Here is a 17,660-nt window from a genome sequence, read left to right on the forward strand (position 1 = left end):
CGCGACATCTCACACAGATATAAGAGCATCAAACAAATATAATGATGCATTATCAGACCGAAGAGCTAAAACAACAGTACAATACATTATATCAAAAGGCATAGACGCTACAAGAATCTCTGGAGCAGGAAAAGGAGAAAGAGAATTAGCAGTAGACTGTGGTACTAATTGTACTGAAGAGCAACACCAATTAAACCGTAGAAGTGAGTTTAAAATTTTAAGTGGTGGACCTAAAAAATAACAGTGTAAATAAGAAATGAAGTGTTTAAAACACTAAATCAACTAAAAACAAAAAGCCGCAACGTAAGTTGCGGCTTTTTAATTATTTAATTTTGTTACCATTTTTATCAAAAAAATGATATTCTAAATATGTGTAAGCATCTCTAGGTTGAATTTTGACCCATTTTTTATGTTCAAAAAACCATTTTGAACGAATAGATGGAAAACCTTTTGTTAAAAAGGCTGCTATAAAAGGGTGTGTGTTTAAAGTCACCTTTTTAAAGTCTTTTTTAAATAGTTGTTCAAGTTGCTGAGTAATTTTTTGTACCAATACAATTGGTGCTTCGACCTCTTCGCCACCATTGCCATTAGGGTTTTCCTCTCTGGTTTTGATGTTCATTTCTGGTCTTACTCTTTGTCTTGTAATTTGAATCAATCCAAACTTACTTGGCGGTAATATTTTGTGTTTGGCTCTATCATCTTTCATTTCATCACGAAGATGATTGTAGAGTTTTTTTCTGTTTTCAGCTTTGTTTAAGTCTATAAAATCTACTACTATTATACCTCCCATATCGCGGAGTCTTAGTTGTCTAGCGACTTCTGTTGCAGAGATTAAATTTACTTCTAAGGCTGTGTCTTCTTGTGAATTAGATTTATTAGATCTATTTCCACTGTTTACATCAATAACATGTAGTGCTTCAGTATGTTCTATTACTAAATAGGCACCTTTTGCCATTGAAACCGTTTTGCCAAAAGCGGTTTTTATTTGTCTTTCTACTCCAAATTTTTCAAAAATTGGGACGTTAGACTGATGTAGTTTGACTATTGATTCTTTTTTTGGTGCAATTTCTTGCACGTAATCTTTAATTTGAATGTAAAGTGCTTCGTCATCCACTACTATTCCTGTAAAAGTATCATTAAAAATATCTCTTAATATTGAAGAGGCTTTATTTAATTCTCCTAATACTTTAGTAGGGTGATGTGCTTTATTCAATTTTTTACACATTGCAGTCCAACGACCAAGCAAATTTTGTAAATCTTTGTCTAATTCGGCTACTTTTTTGCCTTCGGCTACCGTGCGTACAATAACTCCAAAACCTTTTGGAGTTATGCTTTTAACCAAACGTTTAAGTCTGTCTTTTTCGGCTCTGTCTTCTATTTTTTGAGAGATAGAAATACGATCGCTAAAAGGAACTAAAACAATATATCTACCGGCAATAGAAAGCTCAGAGCTTATTCTAGGACCTTTGGTAGATATTGGTTCTTTTACAATTTGTACCAGCATCGATTGATTTGATTTTAAGACGTTGTTTATTTTACCGTCTTTATCAATATCTTTTTCAAATGGGAATTCTTTTAAAGAAAAGTCATTTAATTTACCTGTGCTTACACTTTTTGTGAATTTTAAAAGAGAAGATATTTTTGGGCCTAAATCATGATAATGCAAAAAAGCATCTTTTTCATAACCTACATTTACAAATGCAGCATTAAGTCCAGGAACAGCTTTACGTATTTTGGCTATAAACACATCGCCAACAGCAAAGTTGTTACTATCTTCATCCTTATGTAATTCAATTAGTTTTCCATCTTTTAATAAGGCAAAATCAACACCGTCTGAATTAGATCTAATAATCAATTCTTTGTTCATACTGTTAATTTTAATCCATTATTCTATAAAAGAATAACAGATGGATTATACTTTTTTTGCCTGATAGATATTACCAGGCAATAATGCCTTAAATATATTAAGGCATTCACAGGATTTTATAAAAAAATCCGAAGAACTTAACTAACACTCAAGGTTATAAGTGTTATTTATTAAGTTCGTTTTCAAAGAACATTGTTTTTAATAAACCAAAAAAGTAGTTATAAAACTACTTTTTGGAATTATTTTTTCTTTTTGTGACGATTAGCGCGTCTTCTTTTCTTGCGCTTGTGCGTTGCAACCTTGTGTCTTTTTCTTTTTTTACCACTTGGCATAAGATCTTTGGGTTTTAAATTAATAATTCGTTTATGTTATAATTACTTTACGTCAACATTTGTTTTTACACCTTCTACAAATACTTTTGCAGGTTTAAATGCTGGTATGTTGTGTGCTGGAATTTTAATAGTTGTATTTTTTGAAATATTTCTACCAGTTTTCTCAGCTCTTGTTTTTATTATGAAGCTACCAAATCCTCTTAGGTATACATTATCGCCAGCTTCTAAAGATGTTTTTACTTCTTCCATGAATGTCTCAACAGTCGCCTGAACATCTCCTTTTTCGATTCCTAATTTCTCAGAAATTTTTGCTACTAAATCAGCTTTAGTCATTTTCTTTTCTTATTTGCGTTTATAATTCTTTTAAGGGTGCGCAAATATAGGGATTAATTATTCAATATTTCAAACCTAATTCATTAAAATTTAATGCTATAAACATTTACATTTGTAGACGAATGTTATTATTTAAATGAATTTTACAAAAAAATTAATAGACTGGTACTTAGTTAGTAAACGAGATTTACCTTGGAGAAATACTACAAATCCTTATTATATTTGGCTTTCAGAAATTATTCTTCAGCAAACACAAGTTACGCAAGGTCTTCCTTATTACAACGCATTTACCTCTACTTTTCCTACTGTTTTTGATTTAGCAAACGCAAATGAAACTCAAGTGTTAAAGTTATGGCAAGGACTTGGTTATTACTCACGAGCTAGAAATTTACATGCTTCTGCAAAGCATATAGTGAATGAGCTAAACGGAGAGTTTCCTAATACGTTTTCAGAAATTATTAAACTTAAAGGAGTAGGTGATTATACCGCAAGTGCCATTGCGTCTATTTGTTTTAATGAAGTTACCGCTGTTGTAGATGGTAACGTATATAGAACATTAGCTAGACTTTATGATATAGACACACCTATTAATACAGGTAAAGGTTTTAAAGTGTTTAAAGCCTTAGCTCAAGAATTAATAGATAAAAAAAATCCTGCTACCTTTAACCAAGCAATAATGGAATTTGGTGCAAGACAGTGTAAACCCAAAAGTCCAGATTGTACAGTATGTCCTTTTAATAATAGTTGTCTAGCTTTAAAGAAGAATAAAATTGAACAGTTACCTGTAAAGGTAAAAGCTGCTAAAGTCAAGAAAAAGCATTTTAATTTTGTTGTTATTATCTCTAAAGACAATAGAACATTATTAGAGCAGCGTAAAGGGAAAGGTATTTGGCAAAACCTATACCAATTTCCATTAATTGAAACGCCAAAAGAAATAAATACAGAAAGTATAGAGATAGAACTTCAAAGCTTTACTAAACTTAAGGAAAAAGTTTATAATGTAAGTTTGTATAATGAAACGCCCATAGTACATAAATTGTCTCATCAACATTTATTTACAAAATTTTGGATTGTAACTTTAAACGAAAATTTACCTAAAGGAATAGCAACAAAAGAGATTCACGATTTTCCTGTACCTATATTAATAGAAAATTTTATTGAAAGTTTTAATTTTTAGACTTTTAAAGTAAAATAGTTTTCTTTTTTTATTAAATTTAAGATTATCAATTGCTAAAAATGTAATTTTGTTATTACAATTAAATAAAAAAATATGTCAGGAACATTAAATAAAGTTATGCTAATTGGGCATTTGGGAGATGAAGTAAAGATGCATTATTTTGAAGGTGGTGGATGTGTTGGCCGTTTTCCGTTGGCAACAAACGAAACCTATACAAATAAGTCTACTAACGAGCGTGTAACAAATACCGAATGGCATAATATTGTATTAAGAAATAAAGCGGCTGAAATTTGTGAAAAATACTTAAGCAAAGGCGATAAAGTATATATAGAAGGCCGTTTAAAAACTAGAAAGTGGCAAGATGAGTCTGGAAACGATCGTTACAGTACAGAAATTCAAGCTAACGAATTTACTTTTTTAACAACAAAAAAAGAAAGTGAAGCAGCAAGTGCAAACGCACAAGCCAAACCAGAAGTAGCCAAACCAACAACTCCAGGTAAAGCGGCAAGTGATGACGATTTACCTTTTTAATTTAAATATTAACTAAAACACACACATTTGGATCCGGAACCCACGTCCATAATTATATTATTTACCTCATTCGATTATTCGGTTATACCTAGCTTTATAGCATTATTTGTTTTGCTTTTTTGCTCAGCATTAATCTCTGGAGCAGAAGTTGCACTGTTTTCTTTAACTAGAGCACATTTAGAAACCGAAGAAAATAACACGCCTAAAGCCTTACAAATAATAACTAAGCTTTTAGAAAAACCTAAAAAATTACTAGCTACAATATTAGTAGCCAACAATTTTATAAATATAGCAATAGTAATTCTCTTTGCATATTTGGGTGACTTTATGTTTGGTAGTGTTACAAACGATATTGTTAAGTTTATTTTAGAAGTCGTTGTAGTAACTTTTTTAATATTATTATTTGGTGAAATATTACCAAAGGTTTATGCCAGTAGAAATAGCTTAAAATTTGCTTCATTTATGGCATATCCATTAAGTGTATTAGACTTTGTATTCTCGCCTTTAAGTGTGCCAATGCGTTCTATAACTTTAGGAATTCACAATAAGTTAGGAAAACAAAAATCAAATATAAGTGTAGACCAACTATCACAAGCATTAGAGCTTACAAGTGAAGACGACACAACACAAGAAGAGCAAAAAATATTAAAAGGAATTGTTTCGTTTGGCAATACAGATACTAAACAGGTTATGCGACCACGTTTAGATATTTTTGCGCTTAATATAACGCAAACTTATGCAGAGATTTTACCAGAGTTAATTACCAATGGCTTTTCTAGAATACCAGTTTACGAAGATAATGTAGATAATATTAAAGGTATTTTATATGTAAAAGATTTGTTGCCACATATAGAAAAAGATGATTTTAAATGGACAAGCCTTTTACGAGATCCTTTTTTCGTTCCAGAAAATAAAAAGCTAGACGATTTAATGGCAGAGTTTCAAGAGAAAAAAGTGCATTTAGCAGTTGTAGTAGATGAGTATGGTGGTACTTCTGGCCTAGTATCTTTAGAAGATATTATTGAAGAAATAGTAGGAGATATAAGCGATGAGTTTGACGATGAAGATGTGCATTATTCTAAATTAGATGAAAAAAACTATGTGTTTGAAGGAAAAACAACCTTAAAAGATTTTTATAAAATTATAAAATTAGAAGAAGACACTGTTTTTGAAGACAATAAAGGTGAAGCAGAAACTATAGCAGGATTTATTTTAGAAATATCAGGAAGTTTTCCAAGACAAGGCGGAAAAATAAAATTTGAGAATTATATTTTTACAATTGAAGCACTTGACAAAAAAAGAATAAAACGCGTAAAAATAACGTTACCATAAAATATAATCACACTGAAAAAACAGCGTTCTGTTTTTAAAAATAATTATGAAATTAAACCTCTTTTATATACTATTAATATTAGTAACAATAACTGCCTGTAAAGAAGACCCAACACCAAAACCAAAAGGCTTCTTAGCACTAGAGTATCCTGATGCTGTTTATAAAACCGAAGATATTACTAAAATGCCTTTTACTTTTGATCGTAATGCATTAGGTAAAAATATTAGAACAAAAACGTTAAAAGGAGAAACTACCAGTTATGGTGTAAATATAGAATACCCTAATTTAAAAGGCACAATATATTTAACCTATAAAGCTGTAGAGCAAAGCCCAGAACATTTGAAAACGTTTCTTCGCGATGCGCAAAATTTCACACAGGAACATACGCAAAAAGCAGATGTAATAGAAGAGTTTGTTTACGAGAATCCAGAGCGTAAAGTTTACGGTATGTTTTACGATGTTGGTGGTAATGCAGCGTCACAATCGCAATTTTATGTGACAGATAGTACTAATCACTTTTTAACAGGTTCATTATATTTCTATGCTAAACCTAATTACGATTCTATTTTACCAGCAGCGCATTACCTACAAAAAGATATAAGGCGTATAATGGAGAGTTTGCAGTGGAAGGAAAGCAACTATTTAAGCAAACCTAAAACAGTAGAGCAGAAAATAATTAATTAAAAAAAGCTTCTTCGTAATTGAAGAAGCTTTTTTGCTTTTTATGTTTAGTAAAAGCTATTATTCTTTAGAAAAAGCATCAACAGTTTTCATGTCTTTCACCTTGTAAGTATCTGCAACGTTAGTTACGGTTTCTTCTAAACTTTCTGGGTTTACTTTAGCTTCATCATACTCAACCATTGCTAATTCGCGTTCAAAATCAACCGATGCAAATTTTACACCTTCCATTTTAGCCATTTTCTTTTCAATAGTTTTAGCACAACCCATTGCGCATGTCATACCTTCAATTTTAAATTCTGCTTTAGCATAAGTTGCATTAGGATCTAAAGCAGCTTTAGTTTCGGTTTTAGTAGTTTCTGTAGCAGTTTCAACCGTCATTACTTCTGGTTGCGCTTCATTTTTACAATTAAATGCTGTTAATGCTATAACCGCAATTAATACTAAGTGTTTTATATTTTTCATTTGGATAAATTATAATTATTAGAATATAGATTACAAAACTAATAATTATATCTATTTATTGCGTTAAAAATTCCATTTTTGCACTATCAAAACAACTTATTCGCCTATGAAAGCATCAAAATGGACATACCTTATACTTTTGTCTATAATTTGGGGTACAAGCTTTATTTTAATTAAAAAAGCATTAATTGGTTTAACACCGTTTCAATTAGGTGCATTGCGTACTCTTATTACAGGATGTTTTTTATTTATTGTAGGATACAAACGTATTAAAACAATACAAAAAACAGATTGGAAATGGATTGCTGTTTCTGGGTTTTTAGGCTCATTTATACCGGCTTTCTTTTTTGCAATTGCAGAAACCGAAATAGATAGTACAGTGGTTTCTGTATTAAATTCACTAGTGCCATTAAATACAGTTTTAATGGGAATGGCGGTTTTCAAAATAACGTCTACTAAACGTCAAATTTTAGGAGTGGTTGTTGGTTTTATTGGTACTGCAATTTTAATTTTAAAAGGTGCCGAGTTAAACCCAGATCAAAATTATTTATTTGCTGGCTTTATAATTGCTTCAACTTTAATGTATGCTGCTAATGTAAATATTATTAAACGGTATTTGCAAGATGTAAAACCGTTAACAATTGCAGTAGGAAATTATGTTGCTATAATTATACCTGCGCTAATAGTTTTAATTTTCACTAATTTTTTTACTACTGAAAATTTTAGCAACCCAACACTAGGTGTTTCGGTTTTTTATGTGAGTTTATTATCTCTTTTTGGTACGGCAATAGCTAAAGTACTATTTAACACTTTGGTTCAAATTTCTACACCTGTTTTCGCTTCTTCAGTTACATATATAATGCCAATTGTAGCACTTATTTGGGGAACGCTTGATGGCGAAAAATTCACGCTTTTACAAGGTGTTGCTACTTTAATAATTTTAATTGGTGTGTATTTAGCAAACAGAAAAAAGAAAGTTTTAACACAAAAAAAACCAACTTAAAATTTAATTTCAAGTTGGTTTAATAGTATTTAATTAGTGTGTTTACTAATTAGTCAAAATCTGCATCGCTAACACCTTGGTTAACTTTTATGTCTTTAACATTAAAGTCAAATTTACGAGGTCCCATTGTTTGTCCAATTTTGAAAGCAAACTTAACACCTGCAACTTCTTTATAATCTGAATAAAAAGTAGACTGAGTTCCTGCTGGAGACGTCCTTTCTTCTTTAATTTTTAATCCTGAATCTACAGCATAAAAATTAGATTGCTCGTCTGAAACTTTTACTTTGTAGGCTTTTACACCATCAACCATTTCAATTTTCTCTAAAGTCGCACCACCATTTAACCAGTTAACTTCTGGAAAAGGAGAAGATTCAATTTGAGCTTTTTTAACTTCTTCTGGTGTCATGTCTTTACGTTGTCCAGCTGCAGATGAGTAACCTGTATCACCATCTAAAACCTGTTTTTGAGATTGACCCATAACGTTAATTACTTGAGAGAATTGATTTTTAGTAGTACGCTTCATCTCTAAGTTAATTACAACACCTGGTTGTAACTCAGCTTCAGCAGTCATAAATACCGAGTTTACTTTTGCTAATTCGGCTTTACCTCCAATAGCATCAATATATGCGTTTAGTACTTTTTCTACACTTGCATCTTTTGGCATTTCAATATTTAAAACAGGCTCTTTAGTTTCGCTTGCATAAGTATCGTAATATTTAATTGGAATGTAAGTTTTCTTTAAGTTTGGTATAACTTCACTGCCTTTACCTACAACAACAACTCTTGCTTTTTCACTAGTAAAGTATTTGTTTGCAACACGCTTAACATCTTCTGTGCTTACATCGTTAATTTTAGATAAGTATGTTTTATAAAAGTCTTTTGGCAAGTTGTTTAACTTAATATTTAATGCGTAGTTAGCAATAGTTTGTGGGCGCTCTAAAGCTAATACAAAATCACCTACATATTTAGCTTTGGCATTTTTTAAATCTTCGGCAGAAACTGGTTCTGTTTTAATTCTTTTAATCTCTTTTAATGCTTGTACAACAGCACTATCTGTAACAGCGTTTCTTACAGAAGCACCAGCAGTAAAACGAGATGCTCCATAACGATCTGTACCAACACTTGAGCGTGCGCCATAAGTATAACCATGCTCTTCACGTAAATTCATGTTTAGGTACGAGTTAAAACCACCACCTAAAATTTTATTAGCAATTAATACAGCATGGTAATCTTCATCACCCATTTTTAAATCTACATTACTTGTAATAGAAATGTTAGACTGTACTGCGTTAGGCATGTCTATAAAATCAATTTCTGTAGCATTTACATTTTTGTATGGTTCAGGTATTGTTTTAGTTACATCGATACCTTTTTCCCAGTTTTTAAAGTATTTTTTTACTTGTTTTTCTACAGTTCTAAAATCTACATCACCTACTACAACTAAGTAAGCATTATTAGGGTTAAAGTTTGCTTGATAAAAAGCACGAACATTGTCTAATGTAATATTGTTTAAAGTTTCTTCTGTTACAAACTCTCCATAAGGGTGTTTTTTACCGTAAGCTAATGCACTACCTACACGACTAGCAATGGCATCTACACTTTTAGCACTAGATTTAATGCCTTCAATTGCTTTTTCTTTTTCTTTTTGAAACTCCTCTTCTGTTAATAAGGGATTCATTGCAGCATCTGCCATAAGTTCTAAAATACGCTCTGAGTATTTTGTTAAAGAGCTTGCAAACGCACTAGAAGAGCCAAAGCTTAATCTAGCACCAAGAAAATCGATTTCTTCGTTAAATTCGTCTTTAGATATTGTAGTGGTTCCGTTTCCAAGCATTGCGCCTAAAATACCAGAAACACCTGCTATTTTTCCTTCTACTACAGGTTTGTTATCTATTCTTAATGAATAAGAGACACGAGGTAATTTATGGTTTTCAACCACAAGAACTTTTAATCCGTTTTTTAATTCAAATTCTCCAGGTACTTCCAATGTAATTTTTGGAGCAGGTCCTGGTTTTGGCTGTTTAGATCTATCAATTTGTGCAGTTACAGAAATTGATAATAAAAACAAGGCTATTATCGCTGTTATTTTTGTTTTCATTTGTATTATTTGTTTTTTAAAACTTTTCAATAAACTTTTACATAATTCTTTTTAAAAAAAATTATTTTAAAAATATAGTGATCTGTTTTTTATTATTTTTCTTCTTTAACTTCTGGTAAATACTCTAATACTAAACGTTGGTTAGGGTTTAGGTATTTTTTAGCAACGGCTTGAATTTCTTCTCTTGTAATAGAACGGTAAATGTCAATTTCGTTGTTAATTAAGTTTACATCATCATATAACATATAATATCTTGCTAAAGAGTTTGCGATACCAGAAACGCTAGAGTTAGAGTTTACAAAGTTATTTTCAAATTGATTTTGAAGTTTTTGGTAATCTCTTTCAGAAATTAATTCGTTTTGAACTTTTAATAATTCTTCATCAATACCAGCTAATAACTCGTCTAAAGAAACGTCTCCTAATGGTAATCCAAATAATATGTAAGTTCCATAATCTTCTTGACTTTGGTTAAAGGCACCAACTTGTAATGCTTTTTTCTCATCGTCAACTAATTTTTTATATAATTTAGAAGTTTTACCATCACTTAAATAACTAGAAAGCATATCTAAAACATAAGCATCTCTTTCTGTCATTGCTGGCGTTCTGTAAGCAGCCATGATTGCAGGAATTTGAATGTTTGGATCGTAAGCCTTAGCTCTTATAGTTTCTGTAATAGGGTCTTCTTTTGGAAAGTTACGTACAATATCTTCACCTCTTGGAATTGGGCCAAAGTAATCTTCTACCATTTTTTTAGTAGCAGGAATATCTATATCTCCAGCAACTACTAAAACAGCGTTGTTTGGCACATAGAATTTTTTGTTAAATGCTTGAAACTCTTCTAATGATGCAGCATCTAAATGTGCCATTTTTCCAATAGTTGTTCCTTTATAAGGGTGTTTTTTGAACATGTGTAATTTAACATTCTCAATAAAACGACCGTAAGGAGAATTGTCTACTCTTAAACGTTTTTCTTCCTTTACAACTTCGTTTTGAGTATCAACACCTATTTGATTAATAATTGGGTGCATTAAACGTTCAGACTCCATCCACAAGCCTAATTCTAAGCTATTAGAAGGGAAAATTTCATAATAATATGTACGGTCATCTGTAGTATTTGCATTGTTACTTCCGCCGTTAGAAGTTACAATTTTAAACCATTCGCCACGTTCAATGTTTTTTGTTCCTTCAAATAAAAGGTGCTCAAAAAAGTGTGCCATTCCTGTGCGTTCTGGGTGTTCATCTTTTGCACCTACGTGATACATAACCGAAGTTGTTACTACTGGTGCGGTGTTGTCTTGATGTAAAATAACGTGCATGCCGTTACTTAAATCGTACTCTTCAAACTTAACCTCTTGAGCATTAGCTGTTAAACCAACTAAAAGCAAAGCAGCTAATGAGAATAAATTTTTTTTCATTGTGATGATTGTTTTTGTTAATGTAGTATGAGTCTATAACCTTTATAAAATGTTACAGGTTTGTAACAAAAATACCATGTTAGATAATAGTTAGTTCTTTAAATATGTTAAATTTTAACAATGAATTATAAAAAATAGAATGTTTTTTTCCGAAATTTATAGGTATTACAAACCAAAAACATACTGAATATGAAAAACTTAACTCTACCAATACGTTTTGGCATCGTTATTAGTGCATTATTGATTGCCTTTTTTTTAGTACTATCACTTTTTGAACTACATACGCATCCAGCATTTAGTTTGGGTAACGGTATTATTGTAGGTTTTGGTATTTATGAAACCATTAGATATTATAAATTAGAACAAGGAAAACAATTTAGCTATACTGGAGGTTTTACCGTAGGAATTGTTGCAGGTTTTTTAGCAACTATAATTTTTACAATTTTCTTTTTGCTCTATGCAACAGAAGTAAATCCAGATTTTTTAGCAAGCCTATTAGAGGTGTTTAAAAACGATTATAATGTAAGTGTTGGCTTAGTAACCTTTGTTGTTGCTATTATGGGTTTTGCAACCTCTGTAGTATTAACTTTAACTTGTATGCAATTATTTAAGCAAAGTAGAAACATAGTAGAGGCTAATAAAGAAATGCCTTTAAAAAAGGTTTCGTAATATAATTTTAAAAGTTGTAATTGTTATAATTAATTGACCTTCAGATTTTTTTATCTTTAAAATAATAGAAATCCCTTGTAAAAAACGTTTGTAGATTAATAAAATAGAAGTATATTTGCATCCGCTTTCTGAGAAGAAAGTGCATTTATTTATATAACAAATTAATAAAAACGTTACGCTATGTACGCAATTGTAGAGATAGCAGGGCATCAATTTAAAGTTGAAAAAGACCAAAAAGTTTTTGTTAACCGTTTAGCAATAGAAGAAGGTAAGAAAGTAGATTTCGATAATGTTCTTTTAATTGGTGATGGTGACAATGTTACTTTAGGCGCCCCAGCTATAGGCGGAGCACTAGTAGGTGCAAAAGTCTTAAGACACCTTCAAGGTGAGAAAGTTATTGTTTTCAAAAAGAAAAGAAGAAAAGGTTACCGTGTTAAGAATGGACACAGACAAGCTTTATCTGAAATCATAATTGAAAACATTGTAGCTTCAGGAGCTAAGCCAGCTAAAAAAGCTGCTCCAAAAAAAGAAACTAAAGCTGCTGCACCAAAAGCAGAAGCTAAACCTGCTGCTAAAAAAGCAACAGGAAAAGCTGATGATTTGAAGAAAGTTGAAGGTATTGGACCTAAAATTGCTTCAACATTAGTAGAAGCAGGAATTTCAACTTTTGCTGAATTAGCAAAAACAGATGCTGCAAAAATTTCTGAAATTATCGCAGATGTTCGTGGAAACCACGTAACAGATACTTGGCCAGCACAAGCTAAATTAGCTGCTGAAGGTAAGTGGGATGAGTTAAAGAAATGGCAAGACGAATTAGATGGTGGTAAAGCTTAATAGCAACCGCTTTAATATTAACAATATAAAACCTTAAGATCATGGCTCACAAAAAAGGAGTTGGTAGTTCGAAGAATGGTAGAGAATCAGAATCGAAACGTTTAGGCGTTAAAATTTTTGGTGGTCAAGCTGCTATTGCTGGTAACATTATCATAAGACAAAGAGGTAATACACATCACCCAGGTGAAAATGTATACCAAGGAAAAGATCATACTTTACATGCTAAAGTTGATGGTCTTGTAAAATTCACAAAGAAAAAAGACAACAAGTCTTATGTTTCTATTGAGCCTTTTGAGGCTTAGGAATTTTTTATCCTAAAAAAATAAACGCCTTTTCTTTTTATTTAAGATTAGGCGTTTTTTTATTACTAATGGTCATTAACTCGTTCCATTGCGTTGTGTATCTTGGGCTGCGATGTTCTTTTATTAATGCCCATTCTTTTTCTCTATTGCCTACGGTGGCTAATTTTACTTTGTTTTTTCCGTACTTGCTATTTAAAAGATCTATAACATTAGTTATACTCTTACTTTCAATTTTTTTGCAAGAATTAAATAGGCTCATTTGTATTTCGTTTTCAGGAACAAGCCCTAATAAGTTTACGCCTACTTTTTTATATCTATAGCCTTCTTTGTAAATTTTTTTTAATCCTATTAATGCTTTTTGTGTTAAAGCTATAGTACTGTTTGTAGGTTCGTTTAAGGTTAAAACAATTTTATTAGAATATTGTTTATCTGTATTGCTGTGGTAATTGGTTTGTAAAAAAATTTCAATGTGTGTTGCTGCAGATTGTTGTTGCCTTAGTAAATCTGCTACTTCAGATACATAATAACTACAGGCTTCTTCAATAAGCCCATAATTAGATAGTTTAAACCCAAAAGATTTTGCTGTACCAATTCCTTTTTTTACTTGAATATTGGTGTTAATTTGCAGGCATGGCATATTGTTTAATTCTCTCCATAAGCGTTCACCTATAACAGTCATTTCTTTTCTAACCCAATCTACAGGCATATTAGCAAACTCTAATGCATTTTTTTTACCAGCATTTTCTATTCTAATGGCATGCTTTTTACCGATGCCCCATATGTCTTTTATTTTACATTCTTTAAGTAAAAATTGCCTTTTACTTTCTGTATCTACAACATATACGTTATTGTTTTTAGCTATTTTTTTCGCGTATTTATTTGCTATTTTAGATAGTGATTTTGTTTTAGCTATGCCTACGCCAACTGGAATACCGGTATTTTTGTAAACAGTGTCTTTTATTTTGTGGGCTATGCTTTCTAGTTCTTCAATTTTATAATGCGATAAGTCTACAAAACTTTCATCAATGCTATATTCTTCAACAAAAGGAGAGAAGTCTCTTAAGGTATCCATAACTCGTTTAGATAAATCACTATACAATGTGTAATTAGAAGAAAAGCACACAACATTGTTACGAGACAATAAATCTTTTATTTTAAAAACAGGTTGGAACATAGGTATATGCGCTAGTGCTTTAGCTTCTTTGTTGGCCGCTATTATACAGCCATCATTATTACTTAAAACCACTACTGGTTTATTTTGTAAATCTGGTCTAAATACTTGCTCACAAGAGGCATAAAAACTATTACAATCTACCAATGCTATCATTATTTTACAGCTTTTATAATATATGTAATAACACCCCAAACTTGTAATGTTTCTTTTTGCTTGTTTTCTATTTTTAGTATGGAAAAAGCACCTTCTTTAATTGCTAATATAAGTTGGTTTTTATTAGGTGTTAAGGATTTATCTATAATGAGTACGTCATTTTCTTTAATACCATAGTTTGTAAATGAATTATCTGCAACTCTAACATAAAAAGTTGCCGAAGGATTACTTACTAATGCTTCATTTAAATCTATTCTTGGCTCTGTATAATGTGTCGCCGGACTTGAAAATCCTGTTTGTGATGGTCTTGTTACTCTATGGTTTTTAGACGACCTTTTTATGTAATATGTTTTATTTTCTGTCATATTTTGTAAAATTACAAAATATGAATTTTAAATTTGTCTGTAAGCAAAAAATAATTTGCTTAAAAACAAAAAATCCTAAACGTTTAAGGTTTAGGATTTTTTTTATAATGAGATTTTTAATCTTAATATCTGTAGTGCTCAGGCTTATATGGTCCTTCTACGGTTACACCAATATAATCTGCTTGGTAATCTTTAAGTTCTGTTAACTCAACACCAATTTTTTCTAAGTGTAATTTTGCTACTTTCTCATCTAAATGTTTTGGTAACATATAAACGTCATTTTCATAATTATCACTGTTTTTCCAAAGCTCAATTTGTGCTAAAGTTTGGTTTGTAAAAGAGTTACTCATTACAAAACTAGGGTGACCAGTTGCACAACCTAAGTTTACTAAACGACCTTCGGCTAAAATAATAATATCTTTACCATCAATAGTATACTTATCTACTTGAGGCTTGATAGTATTTTTAGTGTTTCCGTAGTTTTCGTTTAACCAAGCCATTTGTATTTCATTGTCAAAATGTCCAATGTTACATACTATGGTTTTGTCTTTCATTGCTTTAAAGTGCTCTGCACGAACAATGTCTTTATTCCCAGTTGTAGTAATTACAATGTCACTATTTCCAACGACAGTTTCTAATTTTTTAACTTCAAAACCATCCATTGCAGCTTGTAAAGCACAAATTGGATCAATTTCTGTAACGGTAACAATACTTCCTGCTCCTTTAAAAGACGCAGCAGTACCTTTACCAACATCACCATAGCCACATACAGTTACACGCTTACCAGCAAGCATAACATCTGTTGCACGACGTATAGCATCTACAGCACTTTCTTTACAACCATATTTATTATCGAATTTAGACTTGGTTACAGAGTCGTTTACGTTAATTGCTGGCATTGGTAAAGTTCCATTTTTTACACGCTCGTAAAGTCTGTGAACACCTGTTGTCGTTTCTTCACTTAAACCTTTAATTCCTGCAGCTAATTCTGGGTATTTATCTAATACCATATTTGTTAAATCTCCACCATCATCAAGAATCATGTTTAATGGTTGTCTGTCTTCACCAAAAAATAAAGTTTGTTCTATACACCAATCAAACTCTTCTTCTGTCATGTCTTTCCATGCATAAACAGCGGTTCCTGCATCTGCAATTGCAGCAGCAGCTTGATCTTGTGTAGAGAAAATGTTACAAGAACTCCAAGTAACTTCTGCGCCTAAAGCTTGTAAAGTTTCAATTAAAACAGCAGTTTGAATAGTCATGTGTAAACATCCTGCAATTCTAGCGCCTTTTAATGGTTGCTCGTTTTTATACTCTTCGCGTAAACTCATTAAACCAGGCATTTCTGCTTCGGCTAATTCTATTTCTTTTCTTCCCCAAGCGGCAAGAGACATATCTTTTACCTTATTAGGTACGTAAGGAATTGTTTTAGTGCTCATATTTTTTTCTTAATTTTTATAAAATGATTAGCCTTTGGGATTTAGGACTTAAAATGGTTAAATTCGCCATAGAAAGTGATAAAAAGCCTTAGACGCTGCAAAGATAATCAATAGAATTTAGAATATTAAATGCCTCTTTATAAAACCATTAGTGTAAACTCACAAACTACTGTTAAAATCTGGAAGATAGAAGAGTCTTTTAGTGAATTAATGGCTCCAATTTCTTTAAAAGATGACAGCCTTACTCGTGTTAGTAAGATGAAAAGCGAACTACACCAGCGTGGCTTTTTAAGTGTTAGGCATCTACTTGCTGCATTTGGCTATACAGACCACGATTTATATTATGATAATAATGGAAAGCCACACTTAAAAGATGGTAAAGAAATTTCTATTACGCACTCGTTTACATTTTCGGGTGTTATAATTAGTGATACTAAAATAGGAATTGATATAGAAAAGCAAAGAGAGAAAATAGGAAAAATAGCAGGTAAGTTTGTAGATTATGAGTTTGATTATCTAGATAAAAAATGTGCAGAATACGTTAAAAAGCTTACTGTAATTTGGTGTATAAAAGAATCTTTATACAAATTGTATGCAACTCCAGGATTAAGTTTTTTACAAAACACTTTGGTGATTCCTTTTGAGTTACAAGATAAAAAAACAATATCTTGGATAGATTATAATAATAAAAAAACGCGTTATAATGTTGAGTTTTTAGAGTTTGAGGGATTCACATGTGCTTATGCTTTACTTTAAATGAAAGAGATTTTAAATAATATAATACTGTCATCTAAATTAAAGAAACCATTGTTGGCTATTTTAATAGATCCAGATAAATTTAATATAAAAAACACATCGCAATTTATAGATAAAGCTCATAAATCTAGGGCAACACATATATTTGTAGGCGGTAGTACAGTAAAAAAAAATGAAACTCAAGAGTTAGTTTTAGTTTTAAAAAAACACACACAGTTACCAGTAGTTTTATTTCCAGGAGATGTTAGCCAGCTTGCAAAAACTGCTGATGCTCTTTTGTATTTGGTTTTAGTTTCTGGCAGAAACCCAGAATATTTAATAGAGCAACAAATAAAATCTGTTCCATTTTTAAGGAGCACAGCTTTAGAAGTTATTCCAACCGGTTATATTTTAATTGATGGAAAAAAGCATACAGCAACACAAAAAGTAACAAATACAAAACCTTTAAATAGTGTTTCAGAAATTGTAGATACAGCAAAAGCTTCAGAGTATTTAGGTTATAAGTTAATATACTTAGAGGCAGGAAGTGGTGCAAAACAAGAAGTTTCAGCTAATATTATTAAAGCAGTAAAAAAAGATGTAAACTTACCATTAATAGTTGGTGGCGGAATAAGAAATAAAAAACAACTTGAAACTGCTTATAATGCAGGAGCAGATCTTGTGGTAATTGGTACTGCTTTTGAAGAAGACGAATCGTTTTTTAATGATTTAAGTAAAAATTTAGTTTAAAAATATA

At 31.2% G+C, this 17,660-nt stretch carries 19 protein-coding genes; 11 read left to right on the top strand and 8 right to left on the bottom strand.

The genetic code is table 11. From position 1 onward, the window contains the following. Positions 1-241 (top strand): OmpA family protein (locus BM549_RS10000; RefSeq protein WP_290468774.1); only part of this gene is annotated, 241 nt, incomplete at its 5' end. 81 nt (positions 242-322) lie between these two features. Here the strand turns inward: BM549_RS10000 and BM549_RS10005 are convergent. Further along, the gene (locus tag BM549_RS10005) at positions 323-1,867 is read right to left on the bottom strand and encodes a ribonuclease E/G (RefSeq protein WP_290470135.1); all 1,545 of its coding nucleotides are present in this window, start codon (positions 1,865-1,867) and stop codon (positions 323-325) included. A 374-nt stretch (positions 1,868-2,241) separates the two neighbouring features. Next, positions 2,242-2,532: an HU family DNA-binding protein gene (locus BM549_RS10010; RefSeq protein ID WP_013869848.1), complete on the bottom strand. Its 291-nt coding sequence runs from the start codon at positions 2,530-2,532 to the stop codon at positions 2,242-2,244. A 136-nt stretch (positions 2,533-2,668) separates the two neighbouring features. Between BM549_RS10010 and mutY the strand changes: the two genes are divergently transcribed. The 4 genes from mutY (at position 2,669) to gldD (ending at position 6,257) form a co-directional block, all read left to right on the top strand. Further along, entirely contained in the window at positions 2,669-3,709 is a 1,041-nt protein-coding gene (mutY, locus tag BM549_RS10015) for an A/G-specific adenine glycosylase (RefSeq protein ID WP_290470136.1), read from the top strand. 93 nt (positions 3,710-3,802) lie between these two features. Then, positions 3,803-4,240 carry a single-stranded DNA-binding protein gene (locus BM549_RS10020; protein WP_013869850.1) on the top strand — a complete coding sequence of 146 codons (438 nt, stop codon included), beginning with the start codon at positions 3,803-3,805 and terminating at the stop codon, positions 4,238-4,240. Between the two features lie 27 nt (positions 4,241-4,267). Next, positions 4,268-5,572: a gliding motility-associated protein GldE gene (locus tag BM549_RS10025; RefSeq protein ID WP_290470137.1), complete on the top strand. Its 1,305-nt coding sequence runs from the start codon at positions 4,268-4,270 to the stop codon at positions 5,570-5,572. Positions 5,573-5,618: 46 nt separating this feature from the next. After that, on the top strand, positions 5,619-6,257 hold the full coding sequence (gene gldD / locus BM549_RS10030) for a gliding motility lipoprotein GldD (protein WP_290470138.1): 639 nt from the start codon (positions 5,619-5,621) through the stop codon (positions 6,255-6,257). A 57-nt stretch (positions 6,258-6,314) separates the two neighbouring features. Here the strand turns inward: gldD and BM549_RS10035 are convergent, their stop codons facing one another. Further along, a complete protein-coding gene (locus tag BM549_RS10035) occupies positions 6,315-6,716 on the bottom strand; it encodes a heavy metal-associated domain-containing protein (protein WP_013869853.1) in 402 nt (133 codons plus the stop codon). 106 nt (positions 6,717-6,822) lie between these two features. On the opposite strand from BM549_RS10035, the gene BM549_RS10040 reads away from it, so the two are divergent. Further along, positions 6,823-7,719 (top strand): DMT family transporter, encoded by an 897-nt coding sequence (locus BM549_RS10040; protein ID WP_290470139.1) that lies wholly within the window; start codon positions 6,823-6,825, stop codon positions 7,717-7,719. 49 nt (positions 7,720-7,768) lie between these two features. On the opposite strand, the gene BM549_RS10045 is transcribed toward BM549_RS10040, so the two are convergent. Next, positions 7,769-9,817 carry a pitrilysin family protein gene (locus tag BM549_RS10045; protein ID WP_290470140.1) on the bottom strand — a complete coding sequence of 683 codons (2,049 nt, stop codon included), beginning with the start codon at positions 9,815-9,817 and terminating at the stop codon, positions 7,769-7,771. A 92-nt stretch (positions 9,818-9,909) separates the two neighbouring features. Continuing rightward, positions 9,910-11,232 (bottom strand): pitrilysin family protein, encoded by a 1,323-nt coding sequence (locus tag BM549_RS10050; protein ID WP_290470141.1) that lies wholly within the window; start codon positions 11,230-11,232, stop codon positions 9,910-9,912. A gap of 189 nt (positions 11,233-11,421) precedes the next feature. Between BM549_RS10050 and BM549_RS10055 the strand changes: the two genes are divergently transcribed. From BM549_RS10055 to rpmA, 3 genes are all read left to right on the top strand, one after another. Beyond that, a complete protein-coding gene (locus BM549_RS10055; RefSeq protein WP_290470142.1) occupies positions 11,422-11,901 on the top strand; it encodes a DUF4199 domain-containing protein in 480 nt (159 codons plus the stop codon). Between the two features lie 180 nt (positions 11,902-12,081). Next, positions 12,082-12,735 carry a 50S ribosomal protein L21 gene (gene rplU, locus BM549_RS10060; protein WP_290470143.1) on the top strand — a complete coding sequence of 218 codons (654 nt, stop codon included), beginning with the start codon at positions 12,082-12,084 and terminating at the stop codon, positions 12,733-12,735. A gap of 41 nt (positions 12,736-12,776) precedes the next feature. Then, complete coding sequence (gene rpmA, locus BM549_RS10065) at positions 12,777-13,037, top strand: 50S ribosomal protein L27 (protein WP_013869859.1); 261 nt, start codon at positions 12,777-12,779, stop codon at positions 13,035-13,037. A gap of 37 nt (positions 13,038-13,074) precedes the next feature. On the opposite strand, the gene BM549_RS10070 is transcribed toward rpmA, so the two are convergent. The 3 genes from BM549_RS10070 to ahcY all read right to left on the bottom strand — a co-directional run bounded on the left by BM549_RS10070 (position 13,075) and on the right by ahcY (position 16,168). Next, complete coding sequence (locus BM549_RS10070; protein ID WP_290470144.1) at positions 13,075-14,364, bottom strand: Y-family DNA polymerase; 1,290 nt, start codon at positions 14,362-14,364, stop codon at positions 13,075-13,077. After that, positions 14,364-14,729, bottom strand: coding sequence for a S24 family peptidase (locus BM549_RS10075; RefSeq protein WP_290470145.1), 366 nt, complete (start codon positions 14,727-14,729; stop codon positions 14,364-14,366). Before BM549_RS10075 ends, BM549_RS10070 begins: the two co-directional genes overlap by 1 nt. Before the next feature lie 122 nt (positions 14,730-14,851). Next, a complete protein-coding gene (gene ahcY / locus BM549_RS10080) occupies positions 14,852-16,168 on the bottom strand; it encodes an adenosylhomocysteinase (RefSeq protein WP_290470146.1) in 1,317 nt (438 codons plus the stop codon). Positions 16,169-16,297: 129 nt separating this feature from the next. On the opposite strand from ahcY, the gene BM549_RS10085 reads away from it, so the two are divergent. After that, positions 16,298-16,924 carry a 4'-phosphopantetheinyl transferase superfamily protein gene (locus tag BM549_RS10085; protein WP_290470147.1) on the top strand — a complete coding sequence of 209 codons (627 nt, stop codon included), beginning with the start codon at positions 16,298-16,300 and terminating at the stop codon, positions 16,922-16,924. Beyond that, positions 16,925-17,653: a geranylgeranylglyceryl/heptaprenylglyceryl phosphate synthase gene (locus BM549_RS10090; RefSeq protein ID WP_290470148.1), complete on the top strand. Its 729-nt coding sequence runs from the start codon at positions 16,925-16,927 to the stop codon at positions 17,651-17,653. It begins immediately after the preceding gene. Positions 17,654-17,660 lie beyond the last annotated feature (7 nt).

Origin of the sequence: Lacinutrix sp. MedPE-SW, assembly GCF_001874145.1 — a bacterium.
Classification (GTDB): Bacteria; Bacteroidota; Bacteroidia; order Flavobacteriales; family Flavobacteriaceae; genus Lacinutrix.